The organism is Bacillus infantis, assembly GCF_050107595.1.
In the GTDB taxonomy this organism is placed as follows: domain Bacteria; phylum Bacillota; class Bacilli; order Bacillales; family Cytobacillaceae; genus Bacillus_AB; species Bacillus_AB infantis_C.
This window is the reverse complement of sequence record NZ_JBNILH010000009.1, coordinates 75,482-93,425: the sequence shown is the minus strand read 5'-3', so window position 1 is coordinate 93,425 and position 17,944 is coordinate 75,482. Positions and strand designations below refer to the sequence as shown.

At 44.0% G+C, this 17,944-nt stretch carries 22 protein-coding genes and 2 riboswitches; of the genes, 11 read left to right on the top strand and 11 right to left on the bottom strand.

Translation table 11 applies throughout. The features are described 5' to 3' along the window. Window positions 1-3: 3 nt before the first annotated feature. On the bottom strand, window positions 4-858 hold the full coding sequence (locus tag ACQCVH_RS18510) for a GRP family sugar transporter (RefSeq protein ID WP_426837077.1): 855 nt from the start codon (window positions 856-858) through the stop codon (window positions 4-6). 188 nt (window positions 859-1,046) lie between these two features. On the opposite strand from ACQCVH_RS18510, the gene ACQCVH_RS18505 reads away from it, so the two are divergent. After that, window positions 1,047-1,247: a hypothetical protein gene (locus ACQCVH_RS18505; RefSeq protein ID WP_426837076.1), complete on the top strand. Its 201-nt coding sequence runs from the start codon at window positions 1,047-1,049 to the stop codon at window positions 1,245-1,247. A 142-nt stretch (window positions 1,248-1,389) separates the two neighbouring features. Here ACQCVH_RS18505 and ACQCVH_RS18500 read toward each other — a convergent pair whose 3' ends face one another. Further along, window positions 1,390-2,049, bottom strand: coding sequence for a TetR/AcrR family transcriptional regulator (locus ACQCVH_RS18500; protein ID WP_426837075.1), 660 nt, complete (start codon window positions 2,047-2,049; stop codon window positions 1,390-1,392). 201 nt (window positions 2,050-2,250) lie between these two features. On the opposite strand from ACQCVH_RS18500, the gene ACQCVH_RS18495 reads away from it, so the two are divergent. Beyond that, entirely contained in the window at window positions 2,251-2,427 is a 177-nt protein-coding gene (locus tag ACQCVH_RS18495; RefSeq protein ID WP_257991173.1) for a YkvS family protein, read from the top strand. Window positions 2,428-2,594: 167 nt separating this feature from the next. After that, a complete protein-coding gene (locus tag ACQCVH_RS18490; RefSeq protein WP_009793575.1) occupies window positions 2,595-2,750 on the top strand; it encodes a hypothetical protein in 156 nt (51 codons plus the stop codon). A 321-nt stretch (window positions 2,751-3,071) separates the two neighbouring features. Here the strand turns inward: ACQCVH_RS18490 and ACQCVH_RS18485 are convergent, their stop codons facing one another. After that, the gene (locus tag ACQCVH_RS18485; protein WP_426837074.1) at window positions 3,072-4,694 is read right to left on the bottom strand and encodes a peptide ABC transporter substrate-binding protein; all 1,623 of its coding nucleotides are present in this window, start codon (window positions 4,692-4,694) and stop codon (window positions 3,072-3,074) included. Window positions 4,695-4,865: 171 nt separating this feature from the next. Then, a riboswitch (SAM riboswitch) is annotated at window positions 4,866-4,964 on the bottom strand. Between the two features lie 77 nt (window positions 4,965-5,041). Next, window positions 5,042-5,145: riboswitch (SAM riboswitch) on the bottom strand. A gap of 203 nt (window positions 5,146-5,348) precedes the next feature. On the opposite strand from ACQCVH_RS18485, the gene ACQCVH_RS18480 reads away from it, so the two are divergent. Both ACQCVH_RS18480 and ACQCVH_RS18475 read left to right on the top strand, forming a co-directional pair. Next, complete coding sequence (locus tag ACQCVH_RS18480) at window positions 5,349-6,362, top strand: DUF3231 family protein (RefSeq protein ID WP_426837073.1); 1,014 nt, start codon at window positions 5,349-5,351, stop codon at window positions 6,360-6,362. A 220-nt stretch (window positions 6,363-6,582) separates the two neighbouring features. Further along, window positions 6,583-6,708: a DUF6254 family protein gene (locus tag ACQCVH_RS18475; RefSeq protein WP_426837072.1), complete on the top strand. Its 126-nt coding sequence runs from the start codon at window positions 6,583-6,585 to the stop codon at window positions 6,706-6,708. Window positions 6,709-6,909: 201 nt separating this feature from the next. Here ACQCVH_RS18475 and ACQCVH_RS18470 read toward each other — a convergent pair whose 3' ends face one another. Further along, window positions 6,910-7,812: a phosphotransferase enzyme family protein gene (locus ACQCVH_RS18470; RefSeq protein ID WP_426837071.1), complete on the bottom strand. Its 903-nt coding sequence runs from the start codon at window positions 7,810-7,812 to the stop codon at window positions 6,910-6,912. Window positions 7,813-7,982: 170 nt separating this feature from the next. On the opposite strand from ACQCVH_RS18470, the gene ACQCVH_RS18465 reads away from it, so the two are divergent. The 4 genes from ACQCVH_RS18465 (at window position 7,983) to ACQCVH_RS18450 (ending at window position 10,641) form a co-directional block, all read left to right on the top strand. Continuing rightward, window positions 7,983-9,260: an ATP-binding protein gene (locus ACQCVH_RS18465; protein ID WP_426837070.1), complete on the top strand. Its 1,278-nt coding sequence runs from the start codon at window positions 7,983-7,985 to the stop codon at window positions 9,258-9,260. Window positions 9,261-9,322: 62 nt separating this feature from the next. Further along, the gene (locus ACQCVH_RS18460; protein ID WP_426837069.1) at window positions 9,323-9,643 is read left to right on the top strand and encodes a hypothetical protein; all 321 of its coding nucleotides are present in this window, start codon (window positions 9,323-9,325) and stop codon (window positions 9,641-9,643) included. A gap of 210 nt (window positions 9,644-9,853) precedes the next feature. Next, window positions 9,854-10,366, top strand: coding sequence for a CBO0543 family protein (locus ACQCVH_RS18455; RefSeq protein ID WP_426837068.1), 513 nt, complete (start codon window positions 9,854-9,856; stop codon window positions 10,364-10,366). Window positions 10,367-10,458: 92 nt separating this feature from the next. Next, a complete protein-coding gene (locus ACQCVH_RS18450) occupies window positions 10,459-10,641 on the top strand; it encodes a hypothetical protein (RefSeq protein WP_426837067.1) in 183 nt (60 codons plus the stop codon). Between the two features lie 349 nt (window positions 10,642-10,990). Here the strand turns inward: ACQCVH_RS18450 and ACQCVH_RS18445 are convergent, their stop codons facing one another. Beyond that, window positions 10,991-12,592 carry an ABC transporter permease gene (locus ACQCVH_RS18445; protein ID WP_426837066.1) on the bottom strand — a complete coding sequence of 534 codons (1,602 nt, stop codon included), beginning with the start codon at window positions 12,590-12,592 and terminating at the stop codon, window positions 10,991-10,993. After that, window positions 12,593-13,492: an ABC transporter ATP-binding protein gene (locus tag ACQCVH_RS18440; RefSeq protein WP_426837065.1), complete on the bottom strand. Its 900-nt coding sequence runs from the start codon at window positions 13,490-13,492 to the stop codon at window positions 12,593-12,595. Between the two features lie 163 nt (window positions 13,493-13,655). Here ACQCVH_RS18440 and ACQCVH_RS18435 point away from each other — a divergent pair, with 163 nt between their 5' ends. Both ACQCVH_RS18435 and ACQCVH_RS18430 read left to right on the top strand, forming a co-directional pair. Beyond that, complete coding sequence (locus tag ACQCVH_RS18435; protein ID WP_426837064.1) at window positions 13,656-14,246, top strand: TetR/AcrR family transcriptional regulator; 591 nt, start codon at window positions 13,656-13,658, stop codon at window positions 14,244-14,246. Window positions 14,247-14,371: 125 nt separating this feature from the next. Next, window positions 14,372-15,397: a DUF1646 family protein gene (locus tag ACQCVH_RS18430; protein ID WP_426837194.1), complete on the top strand. Its 1,026-nt coding sequence runs from the start codon at window positions 14,372-14,374 to the stop codon at window positions 15,395-15,397. A gap of 29 nt (window positions 15,398-15,426) precedes the next feature. On the opposite strand, the gene ACQCVH_RS18425 is transcribed toward ACQCVH_RS18430, so the two are convergent. The 5 genes from ACQCVH_RS18425 to ACQCVH_RS18405 all read right to left on the bottom strand — a co-directional run bounded on the left by ACQCVH_RS18425 (window position 15,427) and on the right by ACQCVH_RS18405 (window position 17,859). After that, window positions 15,427-15,849, bottom strand: a complete 423-nt coding sequence (locus ACQCVH_RS18425; RefSeq protein WP_426837063.1) for a hypothetical protein — start codon at window positions 15,847-15,849, stop codon at window positions 15,427-15,429. A 75-nt stretch (window positions 15,850-15,924) separates the two neighbouring features. Continuing rightward, window positions 15,925-16,440, bottom strand: coding sequence for an AAA family ATPase (locus ACQCVH_RS18420; protein ID WP_426837062.1), 516 nt, complete (start codon window positions 16,438-16,440; stop codon window positions 15,925-15,927). Between the two features lie 13 nt (window positions 16,441-16,453). Next, a complete protein-coding gene (locus ACQCVH_RS18415; protein ID WP_426837061.1) occupies window positions 16,454-16,861 on the bottom strand; it encodes an NUDIX domain-containing protein in 408 nt (135 codons plus the stop codon). Window positions 16,862-16,983: 122 nt separating this feature from the next. Next, window positions 16,984-17,379 carry a VOC family protein gene (locus tag ACQCVH_RS18410; RefSeq protein WP_426837060.1) on the bottom strand — a complete coding sequence of 132 codons (396 nt, stop codon included), beginning with the start codon at window positions 17,377-17,379 and terminating at the stop codon, window positions 16,984-16,986. Between the two features lie 180 nt (window positions 17,380-17,559). Beyond that, on the bottom strand, window positions 17,560-17,859 hold the full coding sequence (locus ACQCVH_RS18405; RefSeq protein ID WP_426837059.1) for a hypothetical protein: 300 nt from the start codon (window positions 17,857-17,859) through the stop codon (window positions 17,560-17,562). Window positions 17,860-17,944: the final 85 nt, after the last annotated feature.

Here is a 17,944-nt window from a genome sequence, read left to right as displayed (position 1 = left end):
TGCTTATCCTTTTGTAAACCCAATCAGCACGCCGCCTGCAATGATGAGCAGGCATCCAGTGATGATAAGGGTGGTTTGCTTTTTCGACGTTTTCTCGCCGAGAAGGAAAATTCCTCCCAGGGTAGAGATGACTATTCCGGTCTGGGAAAGCGAGAAGCTTGTCGCCACCCCTATTTTCGGAAGCGACAGCAGCAGCGTCAGATTTCCGGTTGCCCAGATCAGCCCTGTCACAAGATTACGAAGGGCATATTTATCGAACGGCTTCTTTTTAATTGTCAAGGCCGTTCCGCCAATGACCATCCCGAGCGCCTGCGGAAGGAGGGCAGACCAACCGTCGATTTCCAGCCAGTTGATGATGACAACATATCCGACAAAGCCGACAGTCGATATGAGCAGGGTGACAAGTCCTTTTTTTAAGCTCTTTGATTCGTCATTCCCTTCCTTCTGGCCCCAGGAAGTCATGACTGCTCCGCCGATGATCAGGACAAGGGCGATGATGCCGAGTGTGATCTGAAGCCCTGTTGACCATTCATTAAAAACAACAATCCCGAAAAAGCTTGTCCCGATAAGCTGAAGGCCGGTCGATAGCGGAGTAGTCTTTGCGACTCCCAGGTATTTCACGGCCCCAAACTGATTTTTTTGTCCCAGGGACCAAAGTGCACCCGAAGCAAGCCCGGCTCCCCATACCAGCGGCGAAAGTTCTGGTCTGACAAAGAGAAATACCGCTCCTGCAAATATAAGTGCGCCGATGGTCGTCCCAAGGGTCTGACTGTTGTCATCCCCTCCAAGTTTATTGCTGACCAATATGATGCTGCCCCAGCATGCTGCTGTTATGACAGCCAGTAAAATTCCTGACATGTATGCGGTCCCCTTTCTCGCTGAAAAAAATCAAGATGCTGATATTAGCTTTTCCCTGATTGATCACGAATTGAAACCTTGAGTTAAAAAGCACATGAACAGGAATTTTTTTGCAGTCAGGAAGTTCTGGGAATTGGACTAATTTTTGCAGACATATGATAAAAGATCAGTCTGGGAAGGTGAACGAAATGAGAGCAGACAGCCGGTTTATCTTCTGTGTTATAGAAGCGTCTTCCATCATAAAATTCCTTGCTTTGGAGATGGGTTTTGGTACGGCCTTCTATTATGGGGCGAAGGTCATTTTCGCCAATGAGATTGCATCAATTTGTACCAGCATAGTGGCTGTGGAGGCTCTGAAGAAAGGGCTGAGGCAGCTTGAGAGGAAATAAAAATTCAGTTGAAGCATGCATGGAAAGGTTAAAAATTTGCAGGTTTCAGAAAGACTAATGTTTAGAATATTATTATGAAATGATTCAGCCTGCCCTAACATCAGCATCGATAAAATAAGGCCCGGCACAATGCCAGGGCCTTCTATTCCATATTTTCAGCATCATTCTTCACATTGCGGCTGATTGCCTCAGGGGGGAAAATCATCCTGCAGATGATGCGGGCAGCTTCCAGTGTATTGAGCGGCGAAGAGCTCTGCTCCTCTTTATTAGGGCCATGTTCTGCCAAAATAAGAGCAGACCATGCTGCAGTGTCAAGATCTATGTCCTTCCAGGTCAATCCTTTTTGCCTCGCCAGTTCTAAACCCTGCACGATCTGCATATGTATATTTCTCCGAGCCTCCTGTAAAATACCGGCCAATTCAGAATCCTTGGGCAGCAGTTCAGGCAGCACACGATGGATGCCGACAGCTTCAAGCCTTTGATAGTGCTCATCCAGCAGACGGGCAAGCAAAAGAACCGGGTCTTCACTGAGCCAGTCGGGCTCCGGAATCATCAGAAAGTCGATTTTATCCTGCAGCAGTGCCATAAGCAGCTGGCGTTTATCAGAGAAATAGCGGTAAAAAGTGCCTGTGGCCACATCGGCTGCGGCTGCTATTTCTTTTGCTGTTGTCAATTCGTAGCCTTTTTCTATGAATAGCCGCCGCCCGCTTTCCAGCAGCGCCTTCCGCTTCTGCAGCGCTCTTTCCTGTTTGGGCAGGGATGGGAATTCTCCCGGAAACGGGCCGGCATTTTTATCCGCCATACGCTCACCTCCTAACTCATCATATCATATAAAGAACACCATAGAGAGCTCAAATCGGGAGATAAAAAAACCTGAACTGAAGTTCACCTTATTGTTTGACAGTGGTTTCTTATGGTGCAATAATGAATTTAATTTCACTAGGATAGTCCTTACGTCATAGTTTTTACTGTATGAAAAATTTAACGATAAGGGGTCGCGAAGATGGCAAAAGAGGGAGATACAATCAGATTTAAAAGACATGATCTTTCCATAACCGGAACAGTCGTGAAGGTCAAAGAAGAAAGCGTTCTTGTCCAGATCAGTGATGAGGATGCACTGCTGTTAAAAATTGATACTCCAATCACGGTCGTATCGCATAAAAATTACAAGATTGTCTGAATACACGATATGTATAAAGGCGGCTTAAGATATTAATAGAAGAAAGCTGCTGAGTTTAATTCTTTTGTGTGAAAAATACGCAGGATTTCAGCGATAAAGGTAGAAATGATTTATATGTTTATTCATTCTGCCGATTTATCAAAATTTATACCTGGGAGGATTCTGGCATGGAAATCAGCAAAGATTCAAAGAAATTAGCGGTAGATTCACCTGTTTTGCTAAAAGGGATTGTTAAGGCTATTTATAAAGATACCGTCCATATCCAGATTGGCGGCAAAATCATTGCTCTGCCGGCTTCCAATATGCCCGCCGCTTCCTCTTAACCTGCAGCCTGAGAAGGCTGTTTTTTTAGTGTATAGGAATTTATAAATTGTAAGTCTTGTGAATAAATATCACTTCTTGATCAACGTCCAGCTCCTGCACCCTCGAGGTCACAAGCCAAACCATCCAAAAAGGCAAAGAACGCCTTTCCGTGAGTTTCGTCTTGAGGCCCCCAGGATGGGGATCATGCAGACGTTGCCGCAGGACATGGCGTTCTTGGTCTGCGTTCCATAAGGGTGATCAAGGCGCTTCCGCTTTAGTTCTGGCGTATGCCTCTTTTACCTTGTAAAAGGAGCCGGCATGCCGGCTCCTTTCGGATTCACTTATTCAGAAATTTTTTCAGCATAGCGGAAATCCGGATTGTTGAGAGGGCTGAACCGGATTCCTTTAATATACTCTTTCACAACAGCATTTTGAGAAGAAAAGTAAATTGGGATGATCGGCATTTCATCCATCAGAACAGCTTCAGCCTGATGCAGCAGCTCAAATCTCTTTGATTCATCCTGCTCAATCAGCGACTGGTCGAGCAGCTCATCAAATTCAGGATTGGACCAGTTTGTAAAGTTGCTGGAACTTCCTGAGCTGTATAGATCCAGAACAGGGTACGGATCCAGAAAGTCCCCTACCCATCCCATACGTGCAGACTGGAAATTCTTCTGCTTGAAAGTATCTATGAATGTTTTCCATTCCTGGTTCTCAAGCTTCACTTCCACACCAAGGTTAACCTTGAACATTTCCTGCAGAGCTTCAGCAATCTTTTTGTGGTTGCCTTCTGAATTATATTTCAGGGTGACAGCAGGAAGCTCCTTCCAGCCTTCTTCCTTCATTCCCTCTGCAAGCAATTTTTTGGCTTCGTCAGCATCAAAAGAGTAGTAAGGATCCTTTTCATCCCGGAAGTCCTTTCCTGACGGCCCTTCTACGCCAAATCCAACATAGCCGTATGCAGGCTCTTCTCCGCCTTTGGAAATGTTTTTTGTGATGGCCTCACGGTCGATTGCCATGCTGAATGCTTTCCGGATTTTACTGTTATTAAAAGGCTCTTCATTTACATTGAATGTATAGGTATAGACACTGAATTGCGGCGAGTTAATAAACTCCTTGCCACCCTTTTCCATATCTATCGCATCGGCTGCAAGATTCTTGATTAAATCAATATCGCCGGATTTATACATCTGATACTCAGTGTTGGCATCAGCCACCATTTTAAAGTTTACGGCGTCCATTGTAATGTCTTCGCTGTTCCAGTAATTGCTGTTCTTTTTCAGGGTGAGAAGGTTATTGTGTTCCCATTTCCCGAGTGTATAAGCACCATTGGTAACGATTGTTTCCGGCCCTGCCGCCCAGTTTTCGTTTGCTTCGACAGTTTTCTGATTCACTGGCATGAAGCCCTGGCCCATCAGAACTTTCGGGAAAAACTTGATCGGTGTGTTCAGCTCGACCTTCAGGGTACTGTCGTCAACTGCTGTAATACCAACATCTTCCACAGCACCATTTTTCCTGTTATATTCTTCAGCCCCTTTTATGTAAAAAAAGCTGGATGGATCGTAGGCGCCAGTTTCGGGATTCAGAACCCTTTTCCATGCAAACTCGAAATCCTTTGCTGTCAGCGGATCTCCATTGGACCATTTCTGCCCTTCCCTTATTGTAAAGGTGTATACTTTACCGTCTTCTGAAACATCAACCTTGCTTGCTGCCCCTTCCACAGCATTTCCATCTTTATCATAGCGGTACAAACCTTCATAAAGATTATCGATCACCCAGAAGGAAGTTGTATCAGATGCAAAAGCAGGATCAAGGGTGTAGGGCTCCCCTCCAAGATTAGCATTTAATACTTGTTCTACATCATTTTCTCCGGAAGATGATCCTGCTTTGTCATTGCTGCATCCTGTCAGCGCAGCCAGGGCAAACAGCAGGATAACAAGTGTGACAAGCGATAATTTTTTCATGTCAATATTCCCCTTTCAATTCAATGCTTTAAAGCGATTTAACCCATTAAAATACTAAGAATTATATTTGAAATTTCCCCGCCCTCTCATGCTTATTCCGAAAATGTTCTTTACTTCTTTACCCTGCTAAAAAACCTCCCAGCAAAGACAGGCTGAGAGGAATTTGTTCTCCGCTTATCTTTCCGGTATACCCGGTGGAATTGGCACAGTGTCCACAGACCTGCTGCCGAGGCTTCATCGGGCCAGTCCCTCCGCCTCTCTGGATAAGTGATATAAGATTTTAGCTGGCTGAAATAAAAAATCCCCTTCTGCAGATAGAAGAGGACAGTATGTATGAACAAGATCCCTTCTTATCTGCCAGGCTTCTGCCTGATGGAATTGGCACAGTGTTCGTATGAACCTGCTGCCGAGACTTCTTCGGGCCATACCCCTCCGTCTCTCTGGATAAGAAATTATAGATATATAATTTTTTTCGGTGCACTAAGAATAACCAATTTAGAAAATTTCGTCAACACAAAAGATAATATTCTAACTTTTCTATCTTTTTAAACCAAATATAAAGACTAAATTTCAACCGGGCTTTTCAGTTTCCTGCCTAATAATTCCTGCCTCAAATGCAAACACTAGCTGCATACTGATTGAAGGAGTCTCCCCATGAAAAAGAAAACACCCCTTACATCGGCAGAAATCGCGATGCTCTGGACTACTTATATGAATGACAGCATGTCAAAATGTGTTCTTGGCTATATGATTACTCATGCCTCAGAAGCTGAAATTGGCGCAGCCCTCCAGTTTGCCATTGACCTTTCGAACAGCCACCTGCAGTACCTGGAACCTCTTTTCAAAGAGGAAAAAATGGCAGTCCCGAATGGCTTCGGCAGCGGCGATGTCAATCTTGATGCTCCTAAGCTGTTTTCAGACACATTTTGCCTTGCTTATATCAATCATATGGCGAAAGCAGGAATGCTGGCATATAGCGGCATGCTTGCCATGTGTGCCAGAAATGATATAAGAAAATTCTTTACCGAAGGATTGGCAGAAACAGCCTCGCTCTACAATAAGACTATAAACCTGATGCTGGAAAAAGGGATTTACATAAGAGCTCCATATATATCTTATCCGCATGAAACGGATTATGTGGATACAAAGAAATATTTAAGCGGCCTCAACCCCTTTGCGACTAAAAGGCCTTTGAACGCAGTGGAAATTTCTCATTTGACCGTGAATATACAGACAAATTCCATCGGACTGCAGATTGCCGCAGCTTTTGCACAAACAGCACGGCTGAAAGAAGTACAGGAATTTATGCTGAGAGGAAAAGAAATTTCCCAAAAGCATGTCGGCATTTTTACGAAGACTCTCCTGGAAAGCAATATACAGGCTGTGGGTTCACCTAATATAGCCGTGTACGATACAACGCTGCAGGTATTTTCCGATAAGCTAATGATGTTCCATATGTCTCTGTTAAGTGCAACCGGATCCGGAAATTATGCTACAGCAGGTGTTGCAAGCCAGCGTTCTGATGTAGCTGCCTGCTACCAGCGGCTTGCTGTTGAGATTGCCCTATATGCTAAAAGCGGAGCAGACATAATGATCAAGCACGGCTGGCTGGAGCAGCCTCCCGGAACGACAGACCGTGATGCATTGGCTAAAAGAGGAACACCCTGAACCCCTCTGTATAAGCGGGGTTTTGCGCTGTCTTGTTTTTACCTTTTGGGCTGCTTTCTTCCTTGATTTATTACAAACTATAGAAACAGCGGATAAGCGAGGAGCAGGAATAAGGACTCTAAGCAAAATATCTTAAGGATCCAGCTGGGAGAAAGTTTTAAGACTGAAAAAGGGACATCAGGCAAATCTAAAAAAGATACCACTAAGAGGAGGGCTTCTCATGACACAGTCTAAAAAGCAGGAAGAAAGACAGTGGCGGCAAAGAAAAGAAACTCAGCATCCGCATGGCAAAGTAAAGCCATTTGATCAGCTGGCTGATGAAGCCGGGAAAGACGGACGCTCCTGATTAAAAAGGGTCCGGGACATAGTCCCGGCCTTTATTGTGATTTTCAATTCCTTACGGGTGGGGCAGTTGCCAATAAACCGGGAAACCTGCTAATCAAATCCAAAAGTTGCTAATATATGGATAAAGTTGCTAATATATGGATAAAGTTGCTAATAAAGCCAGTACTCCTAATAGCACATGCAGTGAAAGCGCAAAACAATTCTAAATCTGCTTCCATTCCTCCCGCCTTTCAAAAATCCAGACAAGCATTTCTGCATTAAGGGTGAACAATTCCTTATTTTTTGAAAAATAGGCCATAAAAATCAGCTGAATGCAAAGCATCATATCCCACAAATGCTTTTTTTCGCGGGCCAACAGTCCGATCGATTCACCATAGTGACTGAAAAGTTTTTTTGAAAAAAGCACCCACAGTCCCCTTTTCGCTTCTTTATCAAAGATCTCGCATAATACACTGGTCGCACAATAGCAAATATCAAAGATTCTATGGCTTACTACAGCGATTTCAAAATCAATCATGCCTGAAAACTTGCCTTCTTCAAAAAGAATGTTGTAAAAATGTGCATCGCGATGAATTAGCTGCCTGGGAAGCGTGTCCGACAAATTTCTGACAGCCGGCTCTATAGCAGCAATAATCTCTTTTATAGAATCCCCCCTTGCCAATGGGCTTTTCATCACCTCAGGGACTGCAAAACCATAAACGGTTTTATAAAGGTCCTTCTCCGGATAGCCAATTTGGATCTTATCCATTTCAGCATGAACGGCCGCGATTGCGGATGCCAGCAGCTGTGGTGCTTTTTCAGATATCAGCACTTCATCAGCCTTATAGTTTTTCCCTTTGCAATAGGTGTAGAGGCTGTATTGCTCTTCGCTATAAATAAAGGAGCTTGAGCCATCTAAAGCAGATATCAGCTGGTGGGCGGGTATACCCTTACCTTCTAAGTTCTGAAGCAGTTCAGCTTCTCTTTCCAAACACATTCCGTTTGTCTTTTTAAGAATATAGCGTTTCCCATCCTCTGAATGCAAAAGTGCAACCCGGTCAGTCAGCTCCTCTTCCTTGGTTATTTTTAGCCTAAACTGGCTTTCAACAGCAGAAATTCTGTTCATTCATTCCACTTCCCTAAGCGTTTTTTGAAATATATTCAAAAAAAGCTCAGTCTTATTCTGCAAAAAAACAGGAATTTTGTACAATTTCCCCGCAGGCAAGGATATGCGAGTATAATAAGGGAGGCAGTTTGCCACGCTGTCTTATATAGGTCATTTTTGGGGGATCACATTTGATTACTTTGCTGAAAACGCTTTTAATAAATATGACGATACTGTTCTCATTTACCTTTAATGCAAATCTATTTTTTCCATTCCAGCTGAAGGAGCTTCTTTCCTTTAAGCATAAGCTTACCTATGGGCTGATTGGCTCTCTGGGAGCAGTCTTTTGCATGCTGTATCCTATTGAGACGCTTGGTGACACACACTTTGATTTCCGGATGATCGCTATACTGATTATTTCGCTCTATGCCGGGCCTATACCCGGCCTCATCGTTGTGCTGGTCGTCTCGCTGATCAGAATGGCGATTGGCGGACCATTTATGCTGACCGGCATTGTGGTTTCTCTTCTAGCCATGCTGATCGGACTCGCCTTTCGGAAGAAGTACATCGAAACTTCGTATAAATTGCTTGTAAGTTCTGCAGCTTTTGCTGTTTATGCGTTCCTATACATCCTGATCATTTATTTTAAGATCAGGTTTTTGGATGCATCGTTTTATCTCATGTATTTTTCAGCCTTTTATATTACTTTTGGCAGTATGATACTGATTATCGAAAGACTCATTAAGACAAATAAGCAGATAGAAGAGGTTGTATATCTGGATAAACTGACGATGGTAGGACAGATGGCCGCTGCCATTGCCCATGAAATACGGAACCCGCTTACCACCGTCAGGGGATTCATCCAGTATTTAAGCGAAAAAACTACGGATGATCAGGTTAAATCCTTTTCCCCTCTCATATTAGAGGAATTGGACAGAACCAACAAAATTATTACCGATTATTTAAAAATCGCCAAACCTGAACAATTCAATCTGACTGTCATGAATTTGGAAAAAGTGATCAGGGATAGTGTAGACCTGCTCCGTCCGCTGGCGAATTATATTAATACAGCGATACTATTTGATGAAGATGGACATCATTTTGTCCGCGGTGATGAGCACCATCTGAAGCAGGCAATCATGAATGTAATAAAGAATGCCATTGAATCGACAGAAAAGGACGGCCTGATTAAAATCACCATCCAGCCTAATCAGCTCGCAAATATAGTGTCCCTTAAGGTTTCTGACAATGGAATCGGGATGACAGACGAACAGCTGAGAAAGATAGGCCTTCCTTTTTACACAACAAAGTCTAAAGGAACTGGGCTTGGGAGTATGGTGACGAATAAGATCATCAGGGAAATGGATGGAAGGATAGAATACGAAAGTGAAGTGGACAAGGGCACTACCGTCACTATCACACTGCCGCTGCAATTGATTCCAGAACAAGCTGCACAGTGTGTCAAATAAGCTACATATGCTGCTGAATAATAACGTGTATAGTTAAGAGAAGCCAGAATTGGGAGATTATGATGCTTAATAATTTATACGAACCGGATTTCATCTCTTTTTGTCAAACAGCCACCCCTCTTGAAATGGTCACAAGGCTTACAGGAGGAAAAGTGCGCGGACTGGAAAACCTGGCACTCAGGTCCCTGAACAGCCGGAGACAGCTGCCAAAGGAAGTCGTCAATGTCCTGCTTGTTTATTTTTATGACTCATATGCCCATGAGGTATACGACCGGAACAGCCTGGCGCGGCTGTATGATTACTGGGCGACAAAGCGTGTCCGCACCTTTGCAGCTGCACGCGATATGACGACAGTGGATATAAGAACAATACTTAATAAATAGAAACAGCCTTTTCAGAGGCTGTTTTTTTGCATTTTCCCACATTCTCTCCACCCGGCTTCATAAAAAAACTGCTTCTGAACATGCTATTAACAGGCCTTTTTTATTTTCTATTTAGGATGTGTTGAATTTTCCCATTGAATTTGGGTCACTTATCCCAATACCACATGAAACATTAATATAGCATTTATTAAAAGAAGGGATTGAAGAGCGATGAGACGAAGCGCCTCAGACAGAAAAATATTATGGTTGATTTCTCTTATTTCAATCTGCATCCTCTTTGTCACCCTCAGGAAACCGCCCATCAAAGACTGGCTTCTGGCATACCTATTCAATGCGTACACAAATGGAATCATTGATAAATATGTTGTCAGCAAGAAGTTTGTTTCTTATCCTGTCCGTTTTTTGCCAAAGCTGAGTGATATCAATATACTATTTGACTACCTTTTTTACCCGACCGCCTCCCTGCTTGCCAACCAGATGACAAGCAGGGACAAAGGTGCGCTTCTTTTTATTAAAATGATTGTCATTACTTTTATCATGTTCCGGATAGAGTCTTGGGCTGAGCGCAGAACAAAACTTGTCAAATGGCAGAAAGGATGGACAGGATATCATTCATTTGGCGCACTTACGATCAAGTCGCTTCTGAACAGGTATATCATAGAAATGATTCGAAAGATCGACCATAATCAGCAGAAAGAATTTACGAATAAAATCAGGCAATAAATTTCCATATTTCTTCCTTAGAAGGGTTTCATACTTGTCCAGGCGGGTATTATTGAAGTGTATTGAAAATCTCAGGAGGAGTTGAATCAGAGATGTCAATGATCGAAAACCCATTCAAGGCAGAAACTGATGCAGCCGCCATTCGGTCAGGTGAAGTTGAGCCCAAAAAAATGGTTATCAGCCTATCAGGAAGCAGTTCTGTCGTCCCTCCTTCTACAAAAGGAACAGCTCCCGAATTTGATATTTTCGGGACAGGATTAAATGAATACCGCTAATAAACTATTTCTCCCCCCAGCCTTCTAAGAAGGCTTTTTTTTGTAAAATTCTTCTTTGGAAAAAAGTGCAGGAATAAAATTATTATGTAAACAGAGAAGAACAAGCAGCTGCCTCTCTTTCCTAATTACTGTTCAAGATCCAGGCTGTTTGAATTGCGAAGAATTTCTTTCATCTGGCCGCGCAGGGACTTGGGAAGACTGTCAGCACCTTAACCAGACATGGCATCCTAATTAGAAATTTAATAGGTGATGCAGCTTTATGCGGCTTATACGGCTGCAAGAGGTATTTTTTCTATTTTACAAACAAAACGGATGGCCGGTATCCAGCCATCCGTTTCTTCATTCTATTTTAGCCAAGATCCCTGTTTCGATAGCCGGTAAAGCCGGCAAGAGCCGAAGCAGCAGCTGCACCTATCAGCAAAAGCAGAGCTCCCAAATTAAATTCTTCTGCAGGCAGGGATGGAACATACCCAAATGGAGACATCTTCTCAAGCCATTCTGGAAATTTCAGCAGGCTTCCCAAATAAACAATGACGAAAGAATAGCCGAGGATAATCCATATGAGCCCGGTCAGCTTTGGCAGGTATCCCAGCAGAAAGACCGCGGCGCCTGCCATCAGCCAGACAGCAGGCAAATATACAATCCCGGCACCCAGCATCCTTCCATATGGAATGGGATCCTCCATAACGGACACTGCCGCCAGCCAAAGTCCACAAATAGCAAGAATCTGCATGATAACGCTAGAAATCAGGGATAGGCAGAAATAGCTTCCAACCAGCCTGAGCCGAGAAATGGGTTTTGACAGCAGGATATCGAGTCTGCCGTTTTTCTCCTCGCTCTTAAGCCTTAAAAAGACGACCAGGGTCGGGATACATGTGATCATAGAAATGACGGACATCAGCATTGACATGAATTGTTCTGTCAGTGATATTCCGCTGGAAGGGTCAATCATATTCTTGAGCAATTCATTTTGGGTAAAAAAAGACTCCAGATCCCCGAACACAGATCCATAGGAAACCCCAAGGATAAACATACTTGCTGCCCATGAAATAATGGCAGTCCGCTGCAGCCGGAAAGCCAATGCAAAAGGCCGCGACAGAAGCGGTGAGGCATTTTTCTTTCCTGGTCCTGATGGCAGGAGACCTGAATCAATATCGCGTTTCAGATTGAAATAAAATGCAGCTGCTGTTATCAGGACGCCCGCTATGACTGTAAGGATGACAGGAAACCAAAAGTCATTCACGTATACTTCAGTGAACACTACCCAGCCGAGCGGCGAAAACCAGGAAAGACTGCCTCCGCTTATATCCCCTATAGCGCGGATCAAGTAGGCGAAGCCCAGAACAGCAAGGGACAAGCCGGCTGTTCCCCTTGCATTATCTGAAAGCTGGGCGGACAAAGCAGTAACCCCTGCAAAAAAGATGCCTGCTGCACCGATCGCAGCTCCATAAAGCATTGAACCTTCAAGCCCCATCCCCTCGATTTGCAGGCTGTAAAGACCTAAACCGGTGATAATGGCCAAAACAATATTCACAGCAAATAAAACAATGACAGCTGCTGTAAGATTGGCCATTCTGCCGACAGGCAATGAACGGATCAGCTCAATCCTTCCCTCTTCTTCATCATTGCGTGTATGCCTCGCCATCAGGAGGATGCTCATAATGGCTGCAGTGATGCTTGTGAACAGGAGCATCTGATGGGCCATCATCGGGCCGGCAGTATAGTTTTCCAGTCCAAAGCCCGGTCCTACCATTGCAGTCATAGCCGGATTCTTCATGGTTTCTGCAATGGCCAGGCGTTCAGCATCTGACTTGTATAAATCAGTAAAAGCTGAAGCAGTCGCTATGGTTACCCCTGCAAGCGCTAAAACCCAGACGGCTGCCCTAACCCTGTCCCTCCTGAGCAGGAATTTGATTAAAAGTCCGGTCCTGCTGAATAGTCCCTTTACCATTCAGTTCCCCTCCTGCTGTGGTGCAGCTTTATAATGGCGCATGAACAATTCTTCTAATGCGGGCGGCATGCTTTCCAGCTTGGTAATGCCAAACTGGCTGATATATTGAAGAATTGCACCGAGTTCTTCAGCATCTGCCTTCAGCGAAATACTTCCTCCATCGGCCTTAAGTTCATGAACCCCTTTTAGGCTGCCTAGACCGGGCACGTTATTGATGGTTTGAAAAATCAAATGTGTCCGGGTCAGGTGGCGGAGCTTGGCAAGTGAACCCGTTTCAATAATTTCTCCCTGTCGTATGATGCCGACCCGGTCGCACAGCTTTTCCACCTCGGAAAGAATATGGCTTGATAAAAGAATGCTTTTCCCCTGATTTTTCGCTTCAATAACGCATTCCTGAAAGACTATTTCCATCAATGGGTCAAGTCCTGAAGTCGGTTCATCCAGGATAAACAGCTCCGCGTCTGAAGAAAAGGCTGAAACAAGAGCGACTTTTTGCCGATTGCCTTTTGAATAGGTCCTGCTTTTTTTGGAAGGATCCAGGTTGAATTTCTCCAGCAATTCCCTTGTCCTTTTTTTATCGGCAGCTCCCCTTAGCCTTGCAAATAAGTCTATTACCTCTCCCCCTGTAAGATTTGGCCATAAATTGACATCTCCAGGTACATAGGCAATCTTTTTATGAATATCGACAGCATCTTTCCAGGCATCCCTTCCAAACAGTCTTGCTTCCCCAGAGGTTGCCTTCAGGATACCAAGCAATATTTTAATCGTGGTAGACTTCCCGGCTCCGTTCGGTCCAATGAAGCCGTACACTTCGCCCTCATTCACATCAATATTGATCTCATTCAAGGCTGTAAACTTCCCAAACCTTTTTACAAGACTTTTCGTTTCTATTATGGCCATTTCCATTCCCCCTGCTTCTGTTCTTAATGCCACTTGAAGATATGAATTATTTTTATCGATTGAGTTCATAATACATATAAATTTTACTTCTTACAAGAGTTTATGAACTATTTTATTTGTTATATTACATAAATTTCATTACAATAAGAATGAGGTGAAGAAATTGGACGGTTTTCAGCGCAGAAAAGAACAAAAACAGCGCCACATACTTGAGGCAGCCCTCAAACTGTTTATGGACTCAGGAATTCATAAGGTCTCCATATCAGAAATTGCGAAGGAAGCGCATGTATCACAGGTGACCATTTATAATTATTTTGAAAGCAAGCATCAGCTTATCCATGAGGTATTCCTCTATTATGTTGACAAAGCTACCAATGAATTTGAGCAGCTAATCAGCAGTGCAGCAGCATTCCCGGAGAAAGTGAAAAAAATTATTTTCAATAAAAAGGAAAATGCCAATGGCATCCATGAAGAGTTTTATCATTACTTGATGAAGGAGTATTCCGAGGAAGGCAATTATATAGAAAAAATCTATGAGGAAAAAGCCATCCCTCTTTTCAATGAACTGTTCAAGCAAGGGCGTGAGCAAGGATATATCAATCCTGATCTTTCGTTTGAAAGCATGCTGTTCTACGTACAGATGATGAAGGATTATTTTCAGCGTGAAGATGTATACAGCAAGGCTTTGCCGCTGACTGAGGATATTACAAATATTTTTTTCTATGGAATCATAGGGAAAAAGGAAGGCCGCTAAAGCTGTCTTCCTTTTTCAATTGGTTCCGGCTGAATTGCCTTTATCATGAAAGTTTGTCCTTTCAGCTGCATATATATAGGCTGTTCCTTCTTTTAAGGGACAATCTAAACAAGAATGGGCAGATGATCATGACCGGTTTGATTTTAATTTTTTTTCTTGTTCTGCTGCTGCCATTTACGCTGAAAGCTGTGGAGCACAATCTGGAGATTTTCCTCTTTTCGATGGGAATTCTTGCAGCTTTTATAAGCGGGATATTCGATGGGGAGTTATTTCTGAAGGCTGCCGGCGACCCTGTTAAAATCACTGCGGCTGTCCTGGCGGCTGGTCTGCTGTTCAAATGGCTGAAGCGGCCGCTTGAAAGGATCATCATGGGGATAAGCAGAAGAATGCCATTCAGGCTGTTTTCGGCTATGACAGTTGTCGTGCTGGGACTCGTTTCCAGCATTATTACTGCAATCATTGCCGCCCTGGTGCTCGTCCTGATTGTCGGCGCTCTCCGGCTTGAACGGCAGGCAGAAGTTCGCTTCACGGTGCTGTCCTGCTTTTCCATCGGATTGGGGGCTGCCCTTACGCCGATTGGAGAACCTCTATCGACCATAGCCATTTCAAAGCTGAATGAGGACTTTTTTTTCCTGGTAGAGCTAATTGGACCGGAGGTAATTGCAGCCCTCCTTGCATTAGCGATTATGGCCATGCTCCTTATCCAGCCTCCTGAAAAACGGCCCGGAAGCTTCCGCAAAGAATCCGGAAGTGAAACATATGAAGAAATACTGGTAAGAAGCATGAAAGTCTACCTGTTTGTCATGGGGCTGACCTTCCTTGGCGCAGGCTTTGAGCCGCTGATCAAGCATTATCTGATTGGCCAGAGCCCATTTCTTCTTTATTGGGTCAACATGATATCGGCCATCCTTGACAACGCCACCCTTGCAGCAGCAGAAATCAGCCCTTCCATGGACCATTTTACGATTCAGTCCATCCTTCTCGGGCTTCTGATTTCCGGCGGCATGCTGATTCCCGGGAATATCCCTAACATCATCTCTGCAGGGAAGCTGAAAATCACCAGCAAGGAATGGGCACGGTTCGGGGTCCCGGTCGGACTGCTTACCATGTTTGCCTACTATCTGGCCATTATGTGGCTGGAACATAGTTAAGAATCCCTTTATGCTGGGATTCTTCTTTTTTATCCTCCTATTAACAGCTTTTTTAAAGCTTCGCTGCCATTATCTAACCTGCCAAAGCCCTCCCGCTTGTCACTGCTGAGTATGTCTGCATTCTTGCCATTGAACCATATGTGGTATGTGGTTATAGTTTCAGGTTCATTTTTGTCCTCTGTAAAAAAGAAATCTGCCTCGGCATCCGGTTCTCTTTCCATTTCAGGCTTCATGTTCGGTACCCATTCTATCTGGGACATTTTCTCCTCTATGCTGTTTTTCAATTCTTCATCCACCAGGATGCTTTCCTGTTCCTTTCCCTTCTCAAAGATATCGATCCGTGTCAACTCCCCATATTTCTGATCATGGCAGCCTGTCAGCAGCAAGAGAGCAAAGATCCAGATGACATTCCTAAAAGCACCCTTCTTCTTCACCATCTCTTTATTGATCATCTGAGCCTTCAATCTGGCCCCAATAATAAAGAAAGCCTGCGGAAGACAGCATTGCCAGCAGGATCAGCATCAGATTCATACCAGCACCTCCATTATTTCAGGCATTTTTTTATCCTCCTCCAGAACATACAGCTTTTCCTCATAAAGTTTTAGCAGTTCCACTATTTCCGGCTTGCTTACTGTTTCGAAATACCGGTTCCACCTGAACATTTTCCTGAACATTTTAAATGTCGGCTTGTAGTTTGCTTTTTCCAGATGAAGCTTTTGCTTAATGAACCGTTTAATGATTCTATAGGTTCTTTGGCTATAAGGGGGATCCAGCAGAATGATCCGGTCTGCCTGCCTAAGGCTTTCCTTAACCCAGGTGTGGTGCACCCCTTCAATGATCCAGCTGTCAGAAGCAATAATTTCCTGCAAAAGAGCATCCCTTTCCTTTTCAGTTCTTCGCCTGTCACCGTGCGGCCCTCTTTCCCATACCACATTGTCCAGTTCATAATGGGGAACTGCGAGCTGGGCAGATAACTTTCTGGCCAAGGTTGTTTTGCCGCTTCCAACAGAGCCGATAACATGGATTTTTCTATTCACTTTCATTGAGCCTCTCTTTCTATACCTCTTCCAGGAGCTCTTGCTTCCCAAACAGCTTAAGCAGAAAATCCCTGTCCTCAGGAAAAGAAAGCGGGATCCTCTTAAGCTCTTCTGCGCCAATCCAGGAGATATCATAAATAAGTCCATCAGGGTCCTGGATAACAGGGCTGCCGCCAGCTATTTTAATTTCAAAATAACTCACTTCCGAAAATTCAGTCTCTTTCACGAACAAAGGCCGGATGATTTCAGCCAAATAACCTGTCTCCTCCAGCACTTCCCTGATACAGCATTCCTCACTGCGCTCTTCCTGCTCCTGCCCGCCCGAGGGAACTGACCAGCGTTTTTCTTCTTCAGGGGTTCCCTGCAGGACCATCAGCAGTTTACCATTTTCAATACAAACACCAGCTGAACCAATCCACTTCTTCATTTTCCTTCCTTGTACCTCCCATATACTGCTATATCAATATGCATTTCGATAATGAATGTATAAGTCCTTCTTTTTTGAGGAAAAAAAGAGCAAAGAAAAAAACAGAGGATATTCACTCTGCTTTATACCATATGTCCCCATATTTCATGGAGGCGTTTCTTTTCTTCTGATTTATCCAGATATTCAAAAAGGCCCAGCATATTTCCCCAGGGATCTGTAAAAGTGCCCCATTTTACCGGTACCCCGCTGCGGGACTGTATTAAAAAGGGTTCTATCTTTAATTCATCCATCAGCCGCTGTCTTTCTGCTTCAATATTCTTGACTCCGAGGCGGATAGGCCCGCTTCCTTCTGCAGTATTCCCTGTGGCCAGCTGCAGCCAGCTGCCAGGCACAAGCTCCCACTCGGCAAACCCTTCATGCGGAATAAAGTCAGGCGCTCTGTTGAGAAGTATGGTATACCAGACCTGGCCTCTATTTATATCTGCCACTCGCAGCTGAGTGGTCATCTCAATGTACATATTGAACCTCCTCCTGGCGTTTTATCCAGTGTATCAGATAACATCTGTGAGGAGTTCTTCCCGATTGCTGTTTATTTCAATCAATTTAGATGACTTCACTAATCACTGGTTTAACGGCTGGATATGCACTATTGTATATTTTTTACTCCACTTGCTCTATGAATCAAGGCAGACGATCTGCTAAAAAGAATGGCAGCAATAAAAACAGCGATTGGCACTTGTAAAATACCGGTCAAGTATTTTGACAGTTCCCTGAAGGTTCCTTTGCTTTGCAATCGATGCGGTCAGCTCTCTCCGAATCTCCATAAGTTTATCAAGCGGAATACTTTCAGAAAGCAGAAAGTCTTCAATGCTTTCGGTCAGCCATCCTGCCGTTTTACCCTGGACTGGCAAGGAAAGTATCTTACTTAATAGCCTTCTTTTTTGTACAGTCCCGCGGGAACAGCAAGGACAGATTATTTTCTGCGAAATTTCTTCCAAGAGCCGATCCCCCTTCTCTTTTATATACGAATAGCTTATATGCTTTTGAAGAAGATTTCTGTATGCTTAACGGAGGATTTTTTAC

Bases quoted from the DNA above. Each gene is read 5' to 3' on its own strand.
- ACQCVH_RS18505 (WP_426837076.1), top strand. From the start codon at position 1,047: ATGAGAGCAGACAGCCGGTTTATCTTCTGTGTTATAGAAGCGTCTTCC.
- ACQCVH_RS18410 (WP_426837060.1), bottom strand. From the start codon at position 17,379: ATGTACATTGAGATGACCACTCAGCTGCGAGTGGCAGATATAAATAGA.
- ACQCVH_RS18485 (WP_426837074.1), bottom strand. From the start codon at position 4,694: ATGAAAAAATTATCGCTTGTCACACTTGTTATCCTGCTGTTTGCCCTG.
- ACQCVH_RS18445 (WP_426837066.1), bottom strand. From the start codon at position 12,592: ATGGTAAAGGGACTATTCAGCAGGACCGGACTTTTAATCAAATTCCTG.
- ACQCVH_RS18460 (WP_426837069.1), top strand. From the start codon at position 9,323: ATGCTTAATAATTTATACGAACCGGATTTCATCTCTTTTTGTCAAACA.
- ACQCVH_RS18455 (WP_426837068.1), top strand. From the start codon at position 9,854: ATGAGACGAAGCGCCTCAGACAGAAAAATATTATGGTTGATTTCTCTT.
- ACQCVH_RS18425 (WP_426837063.1), bottom strand. From the start codon at position 15,849: ATGATCAATAAAGAGATGGTGAAGAAGAAGGGTGCTTTTAGGAATGTC.
- ACQCVH_RS18500 (WP_426837075.1), bottom strand. From the start codon at position 2,049: ATGGCGGATAAAAATGCCGGCCCGTTTCCGGGAGAATTCCCATCCCTG.
- ACQCVH_RS18420 (WP_426837062.1), bottom strand. From the start codon at position 16,440: ATGAAAGTGAATAGAAAAATCCATGTTATCGGCTCTGTTGGAAGCGGC.
- ACQCVH_RS18470 (WP_426837071.1), bottom strand. From the start codon at position 7,812: ATGAACAGAATTTCTGCTGTTGAAAGCCAGTTTAGGCTAAAAATAACC.
- ACQCVH_RS18490 (WP_009793575.1), top strand. From the start codon at position 2,595: ATGGAAATCAGCAAAGATTCAAAGAAATTAGCGGTAGATTCACCTGTT.
- ACQCVH_RS18510 (WP_426837077.1), bottom strand. From the start codon at position 858: ATGTCAGGAATTTTACTGGCTGTCATAACAGCAGCATGCTGGGGCAGC.
- ACQCVH_RS18440 (WP_426837065.1), bottom strand. From the start codon at position 13,492: ATGGCCATAATAGAAACGAAAAGTCTTGTAAAAAGGTTTGGGAAGTTT.
- ACQCVH_RS18480 (WP_426837073.1), top strand. From the start codon at position 5,349: ATGAAAAAGAAAACACCCCTTACATCGGCAGAAATCGCGATGCTCTGG.
- ACQCVH_RS18450 (WP_426837067.1), top strand. From the start codon at position 10,459: ATGTCAATGATCGAAAACCCATTCAAGGCAGAAACTGATGCAGCCGCC.
- ACQCVH_RS18475 (WP_426837072.1), top strand. From the start codon at position 6,583: ATGACACAGTCTAAAAAGCAGGAAGAAAGACAGTGGCGGCAAAGAAAA.
- ACQCVH_RS18495 (WP_257991173.1), top strand. From the start codon at position 2,251: ATGGCAAAAGAGGGAGATACAATCAGATTTAAAAGACATGATCTTTCC.
- ACQCVH_RS18415 (WP_426837061.1), bottom strand. From the start codon at position 16,861: ATGAAGAAGTGGATTGGTTCAGCTGGTGTTTGTATTGAAAATGGTAAA.